Source organism: Caloramator australicus RC3 (assembly GCF_000297115.1).
GTDB classification, from domain to species: Bacteria; Bacillota; Clostridia; order Clostridiales; family Caloramatoraceae; genus Caloramator; species Caloramator australicus.
The window spans coordinates 27339-47487 of the sequence record NZ_CAKP01000024.1; the positions used below are offsets into that span (position 1 = coordinate 27339).

The 20149-nt window shown below is 32.7% G+C and carries 17 protein-coding genes; 2 read left to right on the forward strand and 15 right to left on the reverse strand.

Features of this window, described 5'->3' with window-relative positions; all coding sequences use genetic code 11:
• Positions 1–5: 5 nt before the first annotated feature.
• The 10 genes from CAAU_RS02945 to CAAU_RS02990 all read right to left on the reverse strand — a co-directional run bounded on the left by CAAU_RS02945 (position 6) and on the right by CAAU_RS02990 (position 12417).
• Positions 6–1745: a glycoside hydrolase family 2 protein gene (locus CAAU_RS02945; protein ID WP_008907950.1), complete on the reverse strand. Its 1740-nt coding sequence runs from the start codon at positions 1743–1745 to the stop codon at positions 6–8.
• 17 nt (positions 1746–1762) lie between these two features.
• Entirely contained in the window at positions 1763–3805 is a 2043-nt protein-coding gene (locus CAAU_RS13810; protein WP_008907951.1) for a glycoside hydrolase family 43 protein, read from the reverse strand.
• Between the two features lie 18 nt (positions 3806–3823).
• Positions 3824–4711 carry a carbohydrate ABC transporter permease gene (locus tag CAAU_RS02955; RefSeq protein ID WP_008907952.1) on the reverse strand — a complete coding sequence of 296 codons (888 nt, stop codon included), beginning with the start codon at positions 4709–4711 and terminating at the stop codon, positions 3824–3826.
• An 11-nt stretch (positions 4712–4722) separates the two neighbouring features.
• Positions 4723–5604: a carbohydrate ABC transporter permease gene (locus CAAU_RS02960; RefSeq protein WP_008907953.1), complete on the reverse strand. Its 882-nt coding sequence runs from the start codon at positions 5602–5604 to the stop codon at positions 4723–4725.
• 41 nt (positions 5605–5645) lie between these two features.
• Positions 5646–6929 (reverse strand): ABC transporter substrate-binding protein, encoded by a 1284-nt coding sequence (locus tag CAAU_RS02965; RefSeq protein WP_008907954.1) that lies wholly within the window; start codon positions 6927–6929, stop codon positions 5646–5648.
• Positions 6930–7117: 188 nt separating this feature from the next.
• On the reverse strand, positions 7118–8269 hold the full coding sequence (locus tag CAAU_RS02970) for a galactokinase (RefSeq protein WP_008907955.1): 1152 nt from the start codon (positions 8267–8269) through the stop codon (positions 7118–7120).
• Between the two features lie 5 nt (positions 8270–8274).
• Positions 8275–9261, reverse strand: a complete 987-nt coding sequence (galT, locus tag CAAU_RS02975; protein ID WP_008907956.1) for a galactose-1-phosphate uridylyltransferase — start codon at positions 9259–9261, stop codon at positions 8275–8277.
• A gap of 149 nt (positions 9262–9410) precedes the next feature.
• Positions 9411–10274: a hypothetical protein gene (locus tag CAAU_RS02980; protein ID WP_008907957.1), complete on the reverse strand. Its 864-nt coding sequence runs from the start codon at positions 10272–10274 to the stop codon at positions 9411–9413.
• A 61-nt stretch (positions 10275–10335) separates the two neighbouring features.
• On the reverse strand, positions 10336–11082 hold the full coding sequence (locus CAAU_RS02985; protein WP_008907958.1) for a hypothetical protein: 747 nt from the start codon (positions 11080–11082) through the stop codon (positions 10336–10338).
• Positions 11083–11127: 45 nt separating this feature from the next.
• Positions 11128–12417 (reverse strand): N-6 DNA methylase, encoded by a 1290-nt coding sequence (locus CAAU_RS02990; RefSeq protein WP_008907959.1) that lies wholly within the window; start codon positions 12415–12417, stop codon positions 11128–11130.
• A gap of 105 nt (positions 12418–12522) precedes the next feature.
• On the opposite strand from CAAU_RS02990, the gene CAAU_RS02995 reads away from it, so the two are divergent.
• The gene (locus CAAU_RS02995) at positions 12523–13473 is read left to right on the forward strand and encodes a cache domain-containing protein (RefSeq protein WP_008907960.1); all 951 of its coding nucleotides are present in this window, start codon (positions 12523–12525) and stop codon (positions 13471–13473) included.
• Positions 13474–13521: 48 nt separating this feature from the next.
• Here CAAU_RS02995 and arcC read toward each other — a convergent pair whose 3' ends face one another.
• The 5 genes from arcC to CAAU_RS03020 all read right to left on the reverse strand — a co-directional run bounded on the left by arcC (position 13522) and on the right by CAAU_RS03020 (position 19746).
• Positions 13522–14472, reverse strand: a complete 951-nt coding sequence (gene arcC / locus CAAU_RS03000; protein ID WP_008907961.1) for a carbamate kinase — start codon at positions 14470–14472, stop codon at positions 13522–13524.
• A 17-nt stretch (positions 14473–14489) separates the two neighbouring features.
• The gene (locus CAAU_RS03005; RefSeq protein WP_008907962.1) at positions 14490–15902 is read right to left on the reverse strand and encodes a basic amino acid/polyamine antiporter; all 1413 of its coding nucleotides are present in this window, start codon (positions 15900–15902) and stop codon (positions 14490–14492) included.
• Positions 15903–15950: 48 nt separating this feature from the next.
• Positions 15951–16940 carry an ornithine carbamoyltransferase gene (gene argF, locus CAAU_RS03010; RefSeq protein WP_008907963.1) on the reverse strand — a complete coding sequence of 330 codons (990 nt, stop codon included), beginning with the start codon at positions 16938–16940 and terminating at the stop codon, positions 15951–15953.
• 20 nt (positions 16941–16960) lie between these two features.
• Positions 16961–18178: an arginine deiminase gene (arcA, locus tag CAAU_RS03015; RefSeq protein ID WP_008907964.1), complete on the reverse strand. Its 1218-nt coding sequence runs from the start codon at positions 18176–18178 to the stop codon at positions 16961–16963.
• Between the two features lie 323 nt (positions 18179–18501).
• A complete protein-coding gene (locus CAAU_RS03020) occupies positions 18502–19746 on the reverse strand; it encodes a DUF1576 domain-containing protein (protein ID WP_008907965.1) in 1245 nt (414 codons plus the stop codon).
• A 129-nt stretch (positions 19747–19875) separates the two neighbouring features.
• Here CAAU_RS03020 and CAAU_RS03025 point away from each other — a divergent pair, with 129 nt between their 5' ends.
• Positions 19876–20103 carry a UPF0236 family protein gene (locus CAAU_RS03025; protein WP_008907966.1) on the forward strand — a complete coding sequence of 76 codons (228 nt, stop codon included), beginning with the start codon at positions 19876–19878 and terminating at the stop codon, positions 20101–20103.
• Positions 20104–20149: the final 46 nt, after the last annotated feature.

Here is a 20149-nt window from a genome sequence, read left to right on the forward strand (position 1 = left end):
AGGTGCTAACCATTTATTATTTTTTTAATCTTCTCTGGATCAAATTTCATTTTATGATACCAATCCATTAAACCATTCATTTCTTGTTCTACATCAGTAAGTTGAGTATAGCAGAACCCACAAATATAAGGGATATCCATTATAGCATGTGTTATTTTCTTAAATCTTTCCAGGAATTCTTCTTCTGTTCTAACCTTATTACCATAACCCCAACCTTCCACATTTGAAAAAGCTATTCCTCCATATTCACTAAGCAATACAGGTTGTCCTTCATACTTATACCCTTCAGCAAAATTAAATTTGGGATTTATAATCGATGCTGCTCCGTTGACAATCTTTTCTTTCTCTAAATATAGCTTTCTAAAAATCTCTCCATCTTCAATATAATCATGTATTGTTAAAATGTCGCTTATAGTATGTTCCCAACCATCATTAGAAATTAAAAGTCTTGAAGAATCTAATGCTTTAATATAAAAATACAATGCATTTGCAAGGCTTTGTTGTTTTTTATTATTATAAATTTCATTTACACCCCAAGACTCATTCAAAAGGGTCCAAGTTATTATACACGGGTGATTATACTGTTGCTTAACAGCTTCCTGCCATTCATAAATAATGTTTTCTATAGCTATATCGTTAAATTCATAAGTTGATGGCATTTCTGCCCAAACCAAAAGGCCATATTTATCACAATAATATAAAAATCTTTGATCTTCAATCTTTTGATGTTTTCTTAAACCGTTAAATCCCATATCTTTTATTTTTTTGATATCTTCTACGAACCATTCGTCGCTTGGTGCAGTTAAAAGTCCATCTCCATAATAGCCTTGATCAAGTATAAGTTTTTGATAATACTCCTTGTTATTAAGAAGTATTTTACCATCTCTTATGCTTATTTTTCTCATTCCAAAATAACTCTCAACTTCATCCTTAATATTTCCATTATGAATAATTCTAAATTTTATATCATATAGTTTTGGTTCCTCCGGACTCCAATAATAAATTTTAAATTGAGCATTATCATCACAAACATCTAAAATAAATTTTTCTCTTTTTTGTTTAATTTCCGTCCAAAACTTCTTAATCTTTTTACCTTCAAACGATATTTCAACTTCTAAAAGGCCATTTTCTAAAATGTTATTAAAATAGGCTTCTACTTCAATTGTTCTATTATCTATATCTGGAGTTATCTTTACCCTTTCTAAATGAAAATCATCTAAATTTTCTAACCAAACAGTTTGCCATATTCCTGTTGTTCTTGTATACCAACAGGCAAAATTATCTACCTTCCATGTTTGTTTACCCCTTGGTTGTGTGCAGTCAAAGCTTCTATCTTCTACTCTGAGATACAAATCATTTTCACCATCATTTAAAAAGTCAGTAATATCAAATCTAAATGCAATATGTCCTCCTTTATGACTTCCTACAAAATTTCCATTAATATAAAGTTTAGTAAAATAATCAACAGCTCCAAAGTTTATGAAAATTCTTTTATCATTTTTATTAATATTTATTTTCCTATGATACCAAACTATATCGTGAACACTTCTATCCCCTATTCCGGATAATTTGCTCTGATAACAGAAAGGCACCAGAATTTTTCTTGAAAATTGCTTCCCTAAAAACCACTTTTCTTTTTCACCTAAATTAGCATCATCAAATTCGAAATCCCATTCACCATTTAAATTAATCCAATTGTTTCTTTTAAAATTTGGTCTAGGATACTCATTTCTAGGTATGTTCATTCTAGCCCATCCCTTCTTTAGAAATTTAATTTTAAGATATAAAAATTATCAAGATAAACAATACTATCTAAACTATTTATTCCAATATGCGATTTTGATATGTTCCAATCTATTTTGCATATTTCAACTCCATCTAAATATAATCCTAAAACTTCATTAATCTTAACAACTCTTAAACTATGATACTCCCGCAAATTTAATTTTTCTTTAAATAAATCTTTTACTCTAAACCTTTTATTGTATATTCTTCCATTAATAGCTTTTTCAATAATTATATTATCATCCTTTACTGAAACTCCAATATAATTTTTATTATCAATATAACTAACAAAAAATTTATGTTTCTTATTTTCTTCATATCTAAAGTCAAAACCCATCTCATAATTTGTAAGATCTTCATTTACTATCTTTTCCTTACCCTTTTCTATTAAAAGTTCACCGTTCAGTATTTTAAGATCAGAAAATAATCCCGTATCGTTATCGAAATTATCTTCAAAATAAGTAGTATATGCTATTCCATCATAGGTAACATCAGTTTTTTCAAAGAATAACCCTATATTGCCATTGTTTATATTAATCCTTTCTGTAAAATATAAAACTTTATCTATATAAAGCTTTATTAGATTGCCATTCTTATAAAGCAAATATTGATGATAGGTATCTTCTTTAAAATTATCTTTTAACTTCTTTTCTATAATTTTTTCTTTTCCTTGATAGACATATTTTAAAATAATCTTTTTATTATATGGATCTAATGTAACGGCAACGTTATTATTTTCATCCAAATAGGAAGATACAAATCCTGCTTTTGAATTTTTATTATAACTATTTATTTTCATATTAACTTCATAAACATAGCTGTTAGAATTAACTTTATCATTGACTATAAAACCGTCATTGGAATTTGAAATAAGCTCATTTTCCTTTATTAAAAATTCACCCTTTATTATCCTCCAAGGTTCTTTAACTTTTTCTTCCTTACCATCAAACCAGTCTTGAAAATCTGGTTTTTCAGGTATAGGTCTATTATCCGCAGTCGGTCCATAGGTAAAAAGTTTATCATAATTGAAATATAGCCTATCTATTGCTAATTGCCTTTGAGGCCCTGTTTCCTCATATCTTTTAGTGTGGTAAACAATATAATAACAAACGTTATTAGGTGCAAAGGTAATATCATTATGTCCCGGGCTTATTGCACTTTCATTTGTCTTCATTATTGGGTTTTTCTCATACTTTTTCCACGTTAAGTTGTCTGCCATACCAAGATTGCTAATAGGTTTATCAGCCGTTGCATATCCAACCGCATAGGATTTATCTGCGTAATTTCCTCCAGAATACATGAGATAATACTTACCATTTTTTTTAAGAATTACTGGTCCTTCATTTATAACTTCTTCCCAAGGTTCAGATATGCTTATAACCCTAGTTTCTTCTGTATCAAAACTAAATGGATCCTTCATGTGTCTTACAGCAATTCCATTAAAGCCTCCACCTACTTGATTGTAGTAAAAATATTTTTCACCATCTTCATCAACAAAAACAAACCCATCTATAGAATTTATATCTGTAACAATTGGATTATTTTCATAATCTCTAAAGGGTCCTAAGGGATTATCAGAAATGGCAACCCCTATATTTCTACTTTCTGCTCCCTTTGATGGGTCTCCTGCAGAGTAGTATAAATAAAATTTTCCATTCTCATAGTGGATAGCTGGAGCCCAAAACCAATCAATGTTCCATACTCCTTCAAATATTCCGTTCGAAGGAGGGCCAGAATAAGCAACTCCTTTGTATTCCCAATTCACAAGATCTCGTGAGTGAAATACATTAAACCCAGGGATATCTGAAGTCCCATAAAGATAATATTCTCCGTTGTATTTTATAATAGTTGGATCTGCTATATTTATAACACTTGCACCATCTGGAACATATACAGGATTTTTATATGTTGGGACAGAAAAATACAATTCATTATTAACATCGATATTCTTATCTAATTTAATATAAAATGCTAATGAAAAAGAAAAAATAATAATTAACCCTAATAGTATTCTTTTCAAATACATCACTCCTATGGATTACTCCTTAAGCCCACTTAATGCAATACCTTTAACAAAATATTTTTGTCCTAATAAGAATAATAATATAGGTGGAACAGCTGAAATTAATGCACCAGCCATTAATATTCCATAATTATGAATATATGTTCCTTGGAATATAGCAAGTCCTGCAGGTAAAGTTCTATTAGCTGCGTCATTTGTAACTAAAATAGGCCACAAAAAGTCATTCCAATTACCCATAAATGTAAATACAGCTAAAGTCATTAGAGCAGGTTTAGATAGTGGAAGAATTATTCTAAAATATATTGTAAAATAACTTGCACCATCAATTAATGCTGCTTCGTCTAAATCTTTAGGAATTCCCTCAAAAAATTGCCTCAATAAAAATACTCCAAACACTCCTCCTAAACCCGGAAAAATCATAGCTGCAGGAGTATCTATCCAACCTAATTTATCTACAATTACATATGCAGGAATAAAATTTATAACCCCCGGAATCATCATAGTAGCCATCATTGTCCAATAAATGGTTTCTTTATATTTAAATTTTAATCTTGCATAAGCAAACGCAGCAAGGGAGTCAAACAATAATATTAAAATTGTATGCGATAAAGCTATGAATAAGCTATTAAAAAACCATCTTAAAATTGGAGCATTTTCTTTATCACTAAATATTATTCTAAAATTATCCAAAGTTACTCTTTTAGGTATCCATCTTACAATCGGATCAATTACATCGCTTTCTGGCTTAAAAGCAGTTGATACAATCCAAAGCAAAGGAAGAAGCCAAAATGTAGCTAGTATAACTGCTACAGAAAATAATAAAATTTTTTCTAATTGTTTTTTATTTTTATAGCTTTTCGTAAAATTAATTTTAGCTGTTTTACCTGTTTCTAACTTTTGCACAACAATCACCTCTATTCCTTTGGAGACAGCAGTTTATATTGGATAATACTAAATACAATCATCACTAGTCCCATCATTATAGCCATAGCTGAGGCTGAACCCATTCTATATTGGCCAAAGGCTACATCTCTAATATACATTAAAAGAACTTTCGTCGCATTTCCTGGGCCACCCCTTGTAACCATATAGGGCTGACCAAATATATTAAATTGTGCTAAAGTAGTCATTATAACTATAAATAATAAAGGTCTTTTTAACCCTGGCAATGTTACATACCAAAATTTCTGCCAACCGCTTGCGCCATCTATATCAGCAGCTTCATACAGCGTCTGTGGAATATCTTGAAGACCTGCTAAAAATAATATCATATTACCACCTATTATCCACCAGACGGTCATAGCAACAAGAGAAATCCATGCCCAAGGTAATTCTGCAAGCCATGGTATTCTTCCAATACCCAATTTTTCTAAATAGTAATTTACTAAACCTGCATTTGTATCTAGCATCCATAGCCAAATAAGTCCAACACACGAAACCGATAAAACATTTGAGGCATAAAAAACACCTCTAAAAAAATTTCTAAACTTAAGATTTGGTGAATTTACAAGAAGTGCTAAAGCTAATGCAATAATAATCAGCGGCGGAACACTGAATATAACAAATTTAAATGTGTTGCCAAAGGCATTCCAAAACTCTAGATAATCAATTGTATCAGGTTTAAATAAATCAATATAATTTTTTAGGCCAACAAATTTAGGTTTGGTCAAGTAATCCCATTTATTTAAACTAATCCATATTCCAAGTCCAGTTGGTAAAATCATAAACACAATAAAAAATATAAACTGAGGAAGTATAAATAAATAGGGCTCAATTTTTTGCAAATTTTTATTCATCCTGCCACCTCTTTTCTAGAAAAGGAGGCAAAAAGCCTCCTTTATTCTTTATTTGCTTGAACCTGTTTTCGTGCTTTATCAGCAGCTTTTTGCAATGCTGAAGCTGGTGTGTCCTTTCCTAATATTACATTTGTTACAGCTTCTCCACTTGGTCCCCAAGCATCTGGGAAATATGGCGATGACACTGGGAATACAAGATAATCAGCCTGCTGTGCAAAGCCCATTTGATGCTTTAATGACTTAAATTCGTCACTTTCTCTTACTGAATTTCTAGCAGGAACTTGACCTGCCCTTGCCCATTCAATACTATGCTTTGTTATATAATCAATAAATGTCATAGCAGCTTCAAGCTTAACTGGATCCTGCTCCTTTTGTTTGAATATTACAAATTGATGGGATCCTGCCCAAACTGCTTTTTGTTTACCCCATTGTGGAACTGGTGCTGTTGCAAAATTCAATCCCTGTTGTTCTTCGAAACCAGCAATCATCCAAATTCCGTTTAAATGAAAGCCAAGTTTACCTTGTTTAAATAATGTAACTTCGCCATCCTGTGTTATGTTCTTAGGAGAAATTTGATATTTAAATACAGTATCTGCTAAAAATTGTAGTGCATCGATTGCTTCCTGTGATGTATAAAGTGGTTCTGTTCCGTCATCACTGGTTGCTTTTCCACCGAATTGATGAAGAACTGTCCAATATATTTGATGACTTGGCCATAATGTAGGCATTGCAAATCCCCATTGGTCAATTTTTCCATCACCATCTGTGTCTTTAGTCATTGCCTTTGCCATAGTTAAAAATTCTTCCATATTTGTTGGCGGATGATCAAATCCTGCTTGTTTTAATAGGTCAACATTATAGTAAAGTCCAAGTGGATGCACATCTAAAGGTATTCCATAACGTTTTCCTTCATAAATCCCTGCGTCCCAAACAGCTTTGATAAAATCTGATTCTTTAAGATCTAGTTTCGCTGCGAGCTCATCAAGCGGAATTATAACACCCTTCTTTGCATATTTAGGCAATGTATCAACGTGCATTATACCAATATCTGGTGCTTTACCGCTTGTAACTGATGTAATAATTTTATCATAATATTGTCCCCATTGCATAACTTGAGTTTTTACATTGATCTTTCCTTCATACTCTTTGTTAAATTGATCTATAATCTTTTGCATACCCTTCCCATCAGGTCCAGTAAATCCGTTCCAAAATTCTAATTGAACGTTCTTAAACTCTGTTGGTTTATTACTTGTTGATTTTGAACAGCCTGAGAAAAGCGAAACTAACAATGTTAATACTAGAAGAAAAGCAGATACTTTTTTCATATAGACCCCCCTAAAATTTTATTTTTTCAAAAGTTTTTATAAAATTTAAACCATCCCCCCTTAAGAAAACGTTTTTTAGAAAACCTTTTCTATAATAATTTTATATTATAGACAATTAAATTTCAATAATATTTTAGCTATTTATTAATATTTATTCTATTACATTTTTAAAGTCTGTTTTTATATTTTTAAAAAAGCATTTTAACTCCATCATCTATTCGGCTTATATAGAAACTTGGAGATATATTTGTTATTTCTTTATATTTTACTTCTACCTCTTTAATAAATTCCTCCAACAATTTGTTTTCCACAATTGCTATCCCACATCCACCAAAGCCTGCTCCGGTCATTCTTGCACCTATGCAGCCTTCAAATTTTAATGCTGCTTCAACTATCGTATCTAAATGCAGTCCAGTTACCTCATAATCATTTTTTAATGATTCATGGGATTTTACAAGAAGTTTCCCAAATTCTTTTATATTACCACCCTTCAAAAACTTAATCGCCTCTTTTACTCTTTGATTTTCAGTTATAACATGTCTTGCCCTTGTTTTTAAAAGGTTATCCTTTAAAAGCCCTAAATCTTCTAAAGTAGCATGGCAAAGGTTTTCTATTTTCTTATAATCATTTATATGTTTTAAAGCCATCTCACATTCATATCTTCTTTCGTTGTATTTTGACTCAGATAATTCCCTTTTTTTATTTGTATTCATTATTACTAATGTATACCCCTTTAAATCCACAGGAACATATTCATATTCTAACGTGTTACAATCAAGGAGTATAGCATGATCCCTTTTACCCATAGCCACAGAAAATTGATCCATAATGCCGCAATTTACACCTATAAATTCATTTTCCGCCCTTTGACAGATTAAAGATAGCCAAACTCTATCTATTTTATCCCCCAATATTGGATATAACATTATATAGCCAGTTAAAACCTCTAATGCTGCTGAACTTGAAAGGCCAGCTCCGTCCGGCAAAGTGGATTCTAGGTATATATCAGCACCTTTAAGATTATATCCCTCTTCTTGAATGTATTTAATAACTCCCTTGGGGTAGTTTCCCCATCCATCCTCTTCCTTGAACTGAATATCATTTAAAGTAAATTCTACTTTGTTAACCATGTTTTTTGAAACCAATCTTACTTTTTTATCCTCCCTATATCCAACAGCAGCATATATCCCAATAGAAAGGGCACAGGGGAAAACTAATCCGCCGTTATAGTCTATATGCTCACCAATTAAGTTAACTCTTCCCGGTGAGAAAAAATATTGAATATCACCTCTTGTCCCAAAGTTTTTCTCAAATCCTTCCTTTAAAAGTGACTTGTCCAAGAAACTCACTCCTTTTTGCTGCCAATGAATTTTTCAAGGGCCCTTCTTAAATTTTCTGCAGCCTCCTCAACAGCCATAGTGTTTGCTGCTGCCCATGCCCCCATTTCAGATGAAGCATAAAACTTTAATTTATCCTTATCCCTAAGGGGAGGATAGAACTCTATATGGAAGTGATAATACTTTTCTGAGTCCTTGTATTCCTCTGAATTAACAGGCGTTTGATGAATACACATCATGTAGGGGAAGAGTCTATCAAATAAGGAATCAAAGGCCCCGGTTATATTCTTTAACATCTCTGCAAGGTCCCATTTTTCTTTATCTGTAAACTCAGTAAAGTTTCCTTTATGGGCTTTGCTTACTATAAAAACGCCGTAGGGATAGTCAGTAAAGAAGGGAATATAGGCTAAAAAACTATCATTCTCGTAAATTATCCTTTCCTTAAAGTCAGTTTCCTCTTCATTCATCTGGCAAATCATGCATTTACCTTTTTCAAAGTAGTATTCCTTACAACTATCAAGTTCAACCTTTAGCTTTAGTGGAACAAAGGGGTATGCATAAAGCTGTCCATGGGGATGGGGCATGGTAACTCCCACCTCTTCCCCTCTGTTTTCAAACTCAAAAATATACTTTATTTTCTCATCTTTAGAAATCTCCCTAAATCTTTCAGTCCAAAGGTTAACAAGCTTATATATATGCTCTACCGAAAGCTCAGGCAGTGTTTTAGTGTGCTCAGGAGAATAAAGTATTACTTCACATTTTCCATAATTTTCAGCTACACGATAAAGCTCCGAACCCTCAACATCGGGTTTATCCGGATTAAGCTTTAGTGCTGGAAAGTCGTTATCATATTTTAAAACATCATAATGCTCAGGAACCCTTCCTGAACCTGGACAAAAGGGGCACCAATCCTTTGGCATGTTTGGACGTGCTTGTCTATTTGAAGCAACCATTGTCCATGTTTTTAAAAGAGGATTCCATCTTAATTCCGACATCCTACCCCTCCTATCTAACTCACATAATTTATATTTTCATCTTATAGAGCTTTGCAAAATTTTTAGCCTAATAATTGCAAGCATATATGATATTTTGTCTAACCTCTATTAGAAAACGTTTTCTATTATCATTATAAACCACTATCCTATTATTTGTCAATTATGCTATATAATTCTCCATCAAAAATTTCCCATTCTTCAATATGTTCTATATATTCATCGGGTTTTATCCTTTTTAAAGGCGATAATGTTTCCATCTCAAGCATAAAGTTGTTTGTATATGTTTCGTAGGATACTCCAAAATCAGGGTAAGCTTCTTCTTCTACATGTTGATATCTTTTTACAAAGGTTACTCCATGGTTTATATATGCTGCCCATCCAGATTGGTTGTTTAATCCTATTTTAAAGGGAACAATAGCATTTTCATCCTGCCTTATAGTTATATATTTTTCTCCCCAGGTAACTCTTTTATCGTTTAGCCTTGTATATGGCCATATTGCTATATTCATATTAGGTAAAAGTTCTGTATCCTTAGTGTTAACAGGAATTATCTCAACTCCTCCTTTGTCCATAACAGTAAGGGCCCAAACTGAAAGTTCGATATCCCATGCGTTTTTATTTATAATCCTATGGACAACCTTTACCTTGCTTTCAATTTCATCTAAAATTATCTCCATCTCTTTAATAACTTGTCTCCATTTTTCATAAACTGAAACCTTAATTCCGCCTTCTATTTTCTCATAATCAACAGGGTAATTATCTGGATAATAGGTTCTTGGGTTTGCCTCTGGAGAATGCCATAGCCTATGGCCTCCATATATATACCAATATTCATCCCCAGACTTTACTTTAAACTCTGTGTTTTCACAAAATAAATTCTCTCTTCCCTTAAAACCAAACCTTATAATCCTTGGCCCAACATCTAAAGTTACTAAAAGATCGCACTTTTCGTTTGAAAGCTCAAGGCATCGTCCTAAACTTTTGTAACTTATTTCTTTTACTGTGACACTCATAATAATCCCCCTTTAGAAAACCTTTTCTGTATTGTTAAAAATATAAGCTCGTGAAGCAAGCTTATATATTCTTCAAAATAATCTCCAAAAGCTCCCTTATATCCTTATTATGCTGCTCTGAAGCTAAGGCAAAGGATATTAAAACCTTCTCAAATATATTAATATTATTCTCATCAGCAATCCATGCATAAATATTTTCTTGCTTCTTTTTCAATATCTTAAAGTATGGGCAGACATAAATCATACTTTGGTATCCTGCTGCAAGCTGCATCTGTTTTCTTTCCATTTCAATAAAATAGTCTTTATCTTCAAGGATTGCTAAAGGAAGAATCCTTTTAAATATTTTAAATTCATCAAATAAAACCATATCGGTTTTTTCACCTAAAATAGGGAAATTATCAAGATAATTTTTGCTTTCATAAATTTCTTCTGTTAGGTTGATAATCCTTTCTATATCAGAAGTCCTTAAAAAGCCTAAATCCAGTGCATATTTTATAATCACCATAAGCTCTGCAGGATACTTTTTTACCCTTTGCCCGTTTCTTTCCCTAATGTAAAGGTAATTATCCCCTTCTAAATGTTGAACTTTATAGTCACCATCTTTTTTTACCTTTGTATCATATCCAATCTGCCATTCTACATATGCACTATCAACCTTTAAGGCTTCATCGGGCCGTAAAAACCTCTCCCCCATGTAATTTCTTCTTTCCTTTAATCGTATTTTAGAAGCATTGTTTTTCAGAAAAAAATTAATATGAATCTTGCCCTCCTCAATAGTAATAGTAGGATTTATAATACTTTTTGCCACAATACCCCCCCTAATATATTATTCTACATAAAAGACAAAAATCCTTTATGTTAATTCCTCTTCCATTATCTTTGATAATTCTATTATGTTTTTATCCTTGTTCTTATCATATATTTTAATAATTTTACTCCAAGGGATTTTTATATCTAAAAGCTTTTGTTTTGATATATTTGGTGTTCCCGTCCCTATACAGCGCCTTTTTATTTTCTCCTTAAAATTTTTAGTTAAAAAGTATGCACAAAGGGCTATGCTATATTCTTTATTCTTAGGCCTTATAATATGAAACCAATCATCGGCAATACTTCCCTTTGTTATTTCATCTATAACTATACACCTTCCCATAGTTCCCTGTCCAACTCTGCAAAATACTATATCGCCTTTTTGAAGAATATATTTTTCATTTATTTCACCTTTAAAATATAAAATATTATCCTCTAAAAAAGTTCCCCATCCAACATTTTTTGCAGTTATGTAAATTTTGTCAGTCCTTTCAGTCGTGATCCGTTCCTTTCTTTCTTCTTTATAAAATCCCTTTCCTGAAAAGGCTTCATCAATTAGATCTATAAACTTTACTCCATCGCTATCTTCATCATAGAAATAATAAAAGGGATTTATGTTATTAATATCTAGTGCTTTTTCAATATATTTTACTTCTATTGGGTTTAATTTAGTGATAAGTCCAAATTTACATATATCGTTGTTGGGATTATCCCTTTTTATCCCAATTATTATGATAGTCGATGCATTATTTTTAAAAATACCTGGTTCAAGATAAAGAATCTCTTTAAGCTGAATTTTTTTATTTAAAAAGTCCCTAACATCCTGAAGATTTGAAGCACCTGCTACACCTAAGGGCAGTATTATCCCCAAAACTCCATTGGGCTTTAAAAAGTCAATAAATTTTTCCAAAAATAGCACTTCGATTGCTTGAGAATTCTTACCCCTTCCTAACTTAAATCTATTTAAGATGTTTTTATCCCTAACCCTATTATATTTTGAAGAAAAGGGAGGATTCCCAACAGCCATATCGTATTCTTCGCTTTTATCTAAAGTTAAGGCGTTAAATATTTTTACCCTATCGATAAAATCAAGGGCTAATAAATTAAAAACCTCCTCATCGATGTCATATCCCTCAAAATTTAAAATCCCCTTATCATTTAGAGAAGTTAAAAAGCTCCCATCACCACAGGCTGGGTCTATGGCCTTTATGTTACTAATTTCTCTTCCAAGGTAATATAAACATCTTTCAACAATAAAATTTGAAATTTCTAAAGGTGTAAAGTATTGCCCATATATCTTTTCCTTTTTATTAAAATGCTTTTGAATTTGGTCCATTTCCATCCCTCTATTATCTTTTTACATTACTTAAATTATATTTTTTATGTCCCTTTATGTCAAACGGTGAAGCATAACAATACAATATATTAAGAGGTGGTTTGTATGAAATTTATTAAAAAGAATTGTAAAATTTTAAGATATATTTTGCTTCTTGTAATATCCATCATTCCAACATTATTTACCAGTGCTTCCTTCTATCGAATAAACATGAATACAAGCATAGAAGGAGTTGCAAAAACTTTAGAGATACTTGGAAGAAGACAGCTTGTTTCAGTTATAGACTGGATAAACGAATTTTTATATGATCTTAACGCCCTTGCACAATTAAGTGCCTTTCAAAACTTAAACATAAATGAATTATCAAAAATAATAGAATACATGAAATTTAATAAACCCGCCTACAGGGAAATATATGTTATAAATTCTAAAAATGAAATACTCTATGGATATGCAGCCAATAAAAAAGAGTTTTTAAATTCCTTTGTAATTAAAAATGCCCTGAGCGGAGTTGAAAAAATGTCGGAGGTTACAAAGGTTAATAACAAGCTTTATATTGATATCGCAGTTCCGATATTTAGCGAAGATAACTCCATTGGTGCTATATGTGCAAGGATAGACCTTGAATATTTAAACGATCTTATGAAATCAATAGAAAAGGACGAAACTATAGAATCCTTTATAGTCGATAAAAACGGGCTTTTCCTTACCGATTCAAGACATCTTCCAGATGCTGTAGGTAACCTTAAAATTGACCTTCAAAGAGTAAAAACAAGCATAGACTTTTCAAAGACTCTAGCTTATAAAGATTATAGGGGGACAGATGTTTACGGATGCTACTTTAACGTTAATGACACAGGATGGACGTTAATCGTTCAAAAAGATGCGGACTCTGTAAAAAAACAAAATCAAACCATAATAGATATAGGGAAATACACCTCTCTATTTCAGCTTTTAGGACTTTTAGCCCTTAGAAAATTAAAGGAGGATAACACTATACCAAAGGAAATGGCGGATTTGATTGAGGATAATATAAAAAAAGAGAAAAAGTCCTAACAGGACTTATATTCAAAAAGTGGGTGTCTAGAAGACAACCCACTTTGATTATCTTGTAACTACTGTTCCAGTTAATCCTTTTAGTGCCTCCCTTGCCTTTTCAAGGGATGTTATTACAGCCTTTCTTCCTTCCTTTGATTCAGCAAACATAACAGCGGCTTTAACCTTTGGAAGCATTGAACCTGGAGCAAAATGGCCTTCCTCCATATACTTCTTAGCTTCCTCAACTGTCATTGTATCAAGGTCTCTTTGGTCTGGTTTATTAAAGTTAATTGCAACCTTTTCAACAGCAGTAAGAATGATAAGCTCATCTGCATCAAGAATTTCTGCTATCTTTTCTGAAGCAAGGTCTTTATCTATAACTGCCGCAACACCTTCTAGTGCTCCATCTTCCTTTTGAATAACTGGAACACCGCCACCTCCAACAGTTATAACAACATGTCCTGCTTCAACAAGTGTCTTTACGATTTCCTTTTCAACAACATCTATTGGCATTGGTGATGGAACAACTCTTCTCCAACCTCTTCCAGCATCCTCCTTCATAACATAGCCCTTTTCAGCCATAAGCTTTTTAGCCTGTTCTTCTGTAAAGAAGGAACCTACTGGCTTTGTTGGGTTTTTAAAGCCTGGATCGTTTTTATCAACTACAACTTGAGTTACGATCGCAGCAATGCTCTTATTTATATTTCTTCTAACCATTTCTTCTCTTATAGCCTGTTGTAGATGGTATCCTATATATCCTTGGCTCATTGCACCGCATTCTGGGAAGGGCATAACAGGGTTGTTTTCATTTACTGAGCTTGCCATTTCATAAGTTGCAACAATTTGTCCAACTTGTGGACCATTTCCATGGGCGATTATAACTTCGTGGCCATCTTCGATAAGGTCAACTATAGCCTTTGCAGTGTGGTGTGCTGTTTGAAGTTGTGCTTCTGCTGATATATCCTTTGGATTTGCTTGAAGAGCATTTCCCCCTAATGCAACAACTATTCTTGCCATAAATAAACTCCTCTCCTTTATAGTTTAATTTTTCCTAAAGCAATTTGAACTATCATATAAATAGCAATTAAAGCTATTAAAAGACTTATAACTTTCTCAGAAGTTGTAAACTTTAATCCTTTCTCCTTTTTAGCAAAATAATAAACTATTAAACCTAAAGCATACATTATAAAGGCTGCTGCAAGATAAACAAGTCCTACAGCATATATAACATATAAAGAATAAACTGTAGCTATTAAAGCAATAATTAAATCTGTCCCTTTTAGTTTATCTTCTTTTATAACCTTCAAAGCATATAAAGCTGAAAAAAGATAGGGTAAAAGTATACATGTGGTTGCCATATAAAATACAGCATAGTATGCATTTTGAAGCTTATCTGATAGTAAGGCTACCAAAAACAATTGCGTTACCAAATTAGTTATTATAAGAGAATTAATAGGAACACCCTTTTCATTCTCCTTAGAAAACCATTTTGGCATAACTCCATCCTTTGCAGCAACGTAGGGTATCTCTGCTGCTAACATAACCCAGCTAATCAAAGCACCAAGTATTGACACTATAAGCCCTATTTTTACTATATATGCTCCGGCAGGTCCAATTAAAGTTTTTGATAAAACATCCGCTAAAGGCGTTCCGGCTTCAGCAAGTTCCTTTGCAGAAATAACACCCATCGCAATAGTTGAAATAGCTACATATATAAGAAGCGTAATTAATAAGCTTAAAACTGTGGCTTTCCCTACTATTTTGGGTGATTCAGCTCTTTCAGATAAGACAACAGCAGCTTCTACTCCAATAAAGCACCAAAGTATAGTGCCCATTGCTCCTTTTATCTGATTTAAAATCGTAGTTGCTTCACCACTGGAAGCAAGCTTTGTTTTCCATTCTGCAACTAAAAAAATATCTGATTTGAATGCGAATATTCCAAACATTATAACCAAAACAAGTGGTAAGAGTTTTGCAACCGTAACTATAGCATTAGCTACGCCGGCAGATTTTGTTCCTTTAGTCTGAAGATAGTGAACAAGCCAAAGAATCAAAGAAGCAAGTAAAAACGAAACAAATGGTGGCAACTGTCTACCTTCACCTAATAGGCTGTTAACCGTTTTAAATATCAAAACAAAAAACGCCACATTCCCTAAAAATGCTGAAAGCCAATATCCCCATGCCGAATTAAATCCAACAAAGTCACCAAAACCAGCTTTAGCATAGGAATAAATTCCACCCTTTAATTCTGGTCTTTTATTTGAAAGAAGTTGAAACACAATGGCAAGAGAAATAACCCCTATTCCTCCTATTAACCAAGCCAAAATAGTTGCCTGCGGATTTGATGTTGATATAAGGTCTGTTGGACTGTTAAATATTCCTCCTCCAATCATCGAACCAATTCCAAGAAGAACTAATAGTCCTAAACCAAGTTTTCTGTCGCTCATAATATCGACTCCTTATTTAATTTAAGGGCAGCTATGCTGCCCCTTTTATTATAGTGTAGCTACCATAACAGCCTTTATTGTGTGTAATCTGTTTTCAGCTTCGTCAAATACAACTGAATGTCTGCTTCTAAACACTTCATCTTCAACTTCTCTTACGTCAAGTCCTCTTTCCTTGGCTTCCTTTGCAACCTTTGTTTCAAAGTCGTGGAAGGATGGTAAGCAGTGCATGAAGATTACATCTGGATTTTCAGTCTTTTTAATCATATCCATATTTACTCTATACTTAGTTAAAAGTCTTACTCTTTCTGGCATTTGATCTTCTTCGCCCATTGATACCCAAACGTCAGTGTAGATTACATCTGCTCCCTTTACAGCCTCATCTATGTTGTCTGTAACTTCAATCTTTGCTCCTGTTTCCTTTGCAACTTCCTTCATTTCTTCAACAACCTTTGAATCTGGCCATAATTCTTGTGGCCCTAAAAGAACATAGTGCATTCCCATCTTTGCAGCACCATACATTAGGGCATAAGCCATGTTGTTTCTAGTGTCTCCAACGAAAACCATCTTAACCTTGTTAAGTGGCTTTGCAACATGCTCTTCGATTGTCATAAGGTCTGCAAGAACTTGTGTTGGATGGTCGATATCAGTTAAACCATTCCATACAGGAACTCCTGAGTATTTAGCAAGAAGTTCAACGGTTTCCTGTTTAAATCCTCTAAATTCGATTCCATCATAGTATCTTCCAAGAACCTTTGCAGTATCTTCAAGTGATTCTTTTTTACCCATTTGTGAGTCATTTGCACCAAGGAAAGTAACATGTGCACCTTCATCAAGTGCTGCAACTTCAAAGGCACATCTTGTTCTTGTTGATGTCTTTTCAAATAATAGAACTATGTTCTTTCCTTCTAAAAGATTTTGTCTTATTCCTGCTCTTTTCTTTGCCTTAAGGTCATGGGATAAATCAAGAAGGTATCTGATTTCTAGTGGAGTAAAGTCCTTAAGAGTTAAAAAGCTTCTTCCTTTTAAATTTACTGGCATTTTAAATTCCTCCTTTTTTATTATAATTTTTCTCTATAAAGTGGCATACTCATACATCTTGGGCCGCCACGTCCCCTTGATAATTCGGAGCTAGGTATTGTAATAACCTTTATGCCCCTTTTAGTTAGTATTTCATTTGTAACATAGTTCCTTTCATATGTTACAACAACACCCGGTGCAATTGCAAGTGTATTAGAACCATCGTTCCATTGCTCCCTTCCTGCAATTATAAAGTCTCCACCACCACATTGAATAAGCTCAACGGATGAAAGATTTAGTGCTTCTGCAAGTATTTTATTTAAAGGGCTTGTGTTGTGCTTAAATTTAATCGTATTATTAGCACCCTTAGTTACCTCATAAACGCTAAGAGGTCCTTGAACTCCAGGGTGTATCGTAAACTTATCATAATCAACCATAGTAAATACAGTATCAAGATGCATAAATGCTCTACATTTTGGAATTTCAAATACCAAAACCTTCTCAAAGGAAGTATTAGCGTTAAAAAGGTTTCTTGCAACCATTTCAATTGCCTCAGCTGAAGTTCTTTCACTGCAGCCTATTGCAACAACCTTGTCGGATAAAACAAGCTCGTCTCCACCCTCTATAGCATAGGGCATTGACCTATCATACCAAAGAGGTATTCCTTCAAAGGATTTATGGTATTTTATTATATATTTTAAAAATAAAGTTTCCCTTCTTCTTGCTTCTGTCCTCATTCTGTTTAATGTAATGCCGTTTCCAATTGAAGCACCAGGATCCCTTGTAAAATAAAGGTTTGGCATAGGATCAAGATAAAATGGATAATCGTCCGCCATAAGCTCAACTAAAGATGTTGGTTCTTTAACTTCTATTTCATTTTTCCTAACGCCAGCCATTATTTTATCTACCATTTGCCTTGCTGGCATTTTGCTTAAATACTCAATAAGGCTTTCTTTTAAAGATGGCGATGTAATTCCGCTCTCTTCTAAAAACTCTTTTAAAAACTCTAATTTAACCTTTTCGTCCTCTAAAACTTCTGCCGACAATTCCTCAAGATAAACAACCTCAGCACCGTTTTCCCTTAAAACCTGAGCAAATTTGTCATGCTCCTGTTGAGCAATTTTTAGATAAGGAATATCATCAAACAAAAGCCTACCAAGATACTCTGGAACTAAATTTTCAACTTCTTGGCCAGGTCTATGAAGAAGAACCCTTTTTAGCCTCCCTATTTCAGAAGTTACATTTATAAAATGCTTCATTCCAATTCCTCCTAGGCTGTTTTAATTACATATTCATTATACATCTATTGTATAATAAATAAAAATGTTAAAAAATTTTAAATGATATCAATTTATGTCAAATTTTAAAATTATGTGTTACATGCTGCCGCTTAATCCTATTTTCTTTTATATACTTTAAAAATCTTATTAAATTTATAAATATTCAAATAATTCAATAAAATAATTTTGTATAACATTTGCATAAAAATACAGCAAGGTTTCAATAACCTTACTGTATTAGTATTTACATATTATTTTTATACAATTCCTGTGGATTTCCATCATTTTAAAGTTAAATTTTACTAATATTTATACTCAACATTTTTTCTTAAAATTGCTGAAAAAATTGGAACTAAAACAATAGCGACAATCCCTCCTGCAAAACCATTGTTATAAAGATTTAAACCCCCATGTAAATAGCTCATGTTCATTACAACCGAAACATGGAAAAAACCAGCTATTATTCCAAAAAACCAACCAAATTCTCCTGCAATAGGTGCAAGGTTAGTTCCAAATAACGACGCAAGTATTATCGACTGGGAATTTAATTCCCATATATTCAATACTGAAGAAATCACCGTCCCTAATAGAACTGGTAAAGTATTAACGAGGTGTTTCCCTAGAGCCCCAAAACCAACAATAGTTAAAATTGCACCAATTGCAGGTCCAGTTAGTTCCCCTCTTATCAAAAGAACATAAATAATGAAAATTAGACCTAACATTCCCATATTTATAAAGGTTATACCTTCTCCAAAGTCATTAAAGTAATCGCTATAAAGTCTTCCTGTAGTTTTTGAGAGCAGCTTATATTTTTCTATTACCTTCCTTTCATTTAAAAACCCATAGATAATAAAGGCAATAAATATTGCTGAAAACAATAGAGTAAATTTAAAGTTATTACCTGTAGATAAAATGAGCTTTCTCTCAAAATCTATACCAAAGGCCCTAAATTTTGACATCATCATGGTAGCCATAAGCCCCCCGGCAAGTCCCATATTATAAAGGCAATATCCCTGATGAAGTTTTAGTGAAAACTTTGCAAGAGGCGGAAGGCAAAATCCTATAAATACAGCTATTAATATTCCTAAAGATATGCTAAAGGCTTTACCCAATATATTTAAAAAGGCAAGCTGAACAACAGCTGGTGATAATGTGGTTCCAAATAAAGCAATTAGAATATAGTTTTTAAAACTTTCTCTCTGATACAATGAATACAAAAAAACTCCCAATATAGTCGGCCAAATATTTACTATATTTTTACCAAAAAGCGAAAAGCCCACCGTTGTAAAATAGGCAGCAATTAATCCTCCATTTATCTGAAGCCTATTTATTCTGTATAATGTCAAAACTGCAAGTCCAACAAGTCCAGCGTTAAAAAAGGCTCCTTCAATCCCCCCAACCGCAATGTAATCCGTAATTAAAATATCTGATTCTTTAATAATGTCAACAAGTCCCTTTATAATTTTTATTGGTTTTTCAATTATCAATGGTATTACCAAAAGAACTAAATTAAAAATAGAAATCACAAAATAAGATTTATTTCTCAAATTTCATCCCCCTAAAAAACATAGTGTAAAATTATTGTAGGACGAAAAAGGACAAAAAATTTAAAAGAGACAACCCCTGTGGTAAAATAAAAAGTGGAAAAAACACAAATCAATAAGGGGGTGTCTCTTTTGAATAATATTATACAACATGATATTATACAACAACATTTAATAAATTTCACTACTAAATTAATAAAAAATGTAGAAGAAATGCTGTCAAAAGAATGGGATTTTACAAAACTTGTTGAGGTAGTTAAAGAATCGACTGATGAACTTGGAAGGAATATAATAAAAGACTTTTTAGAAGAATTAGATAAAGCGATTAAAGAAGATGATAAGAGAAAAAGGAATGGATAGTTGAAAGAAAAGACAAGAAAAGTATTATTACGCTCCTAGGAGGAAT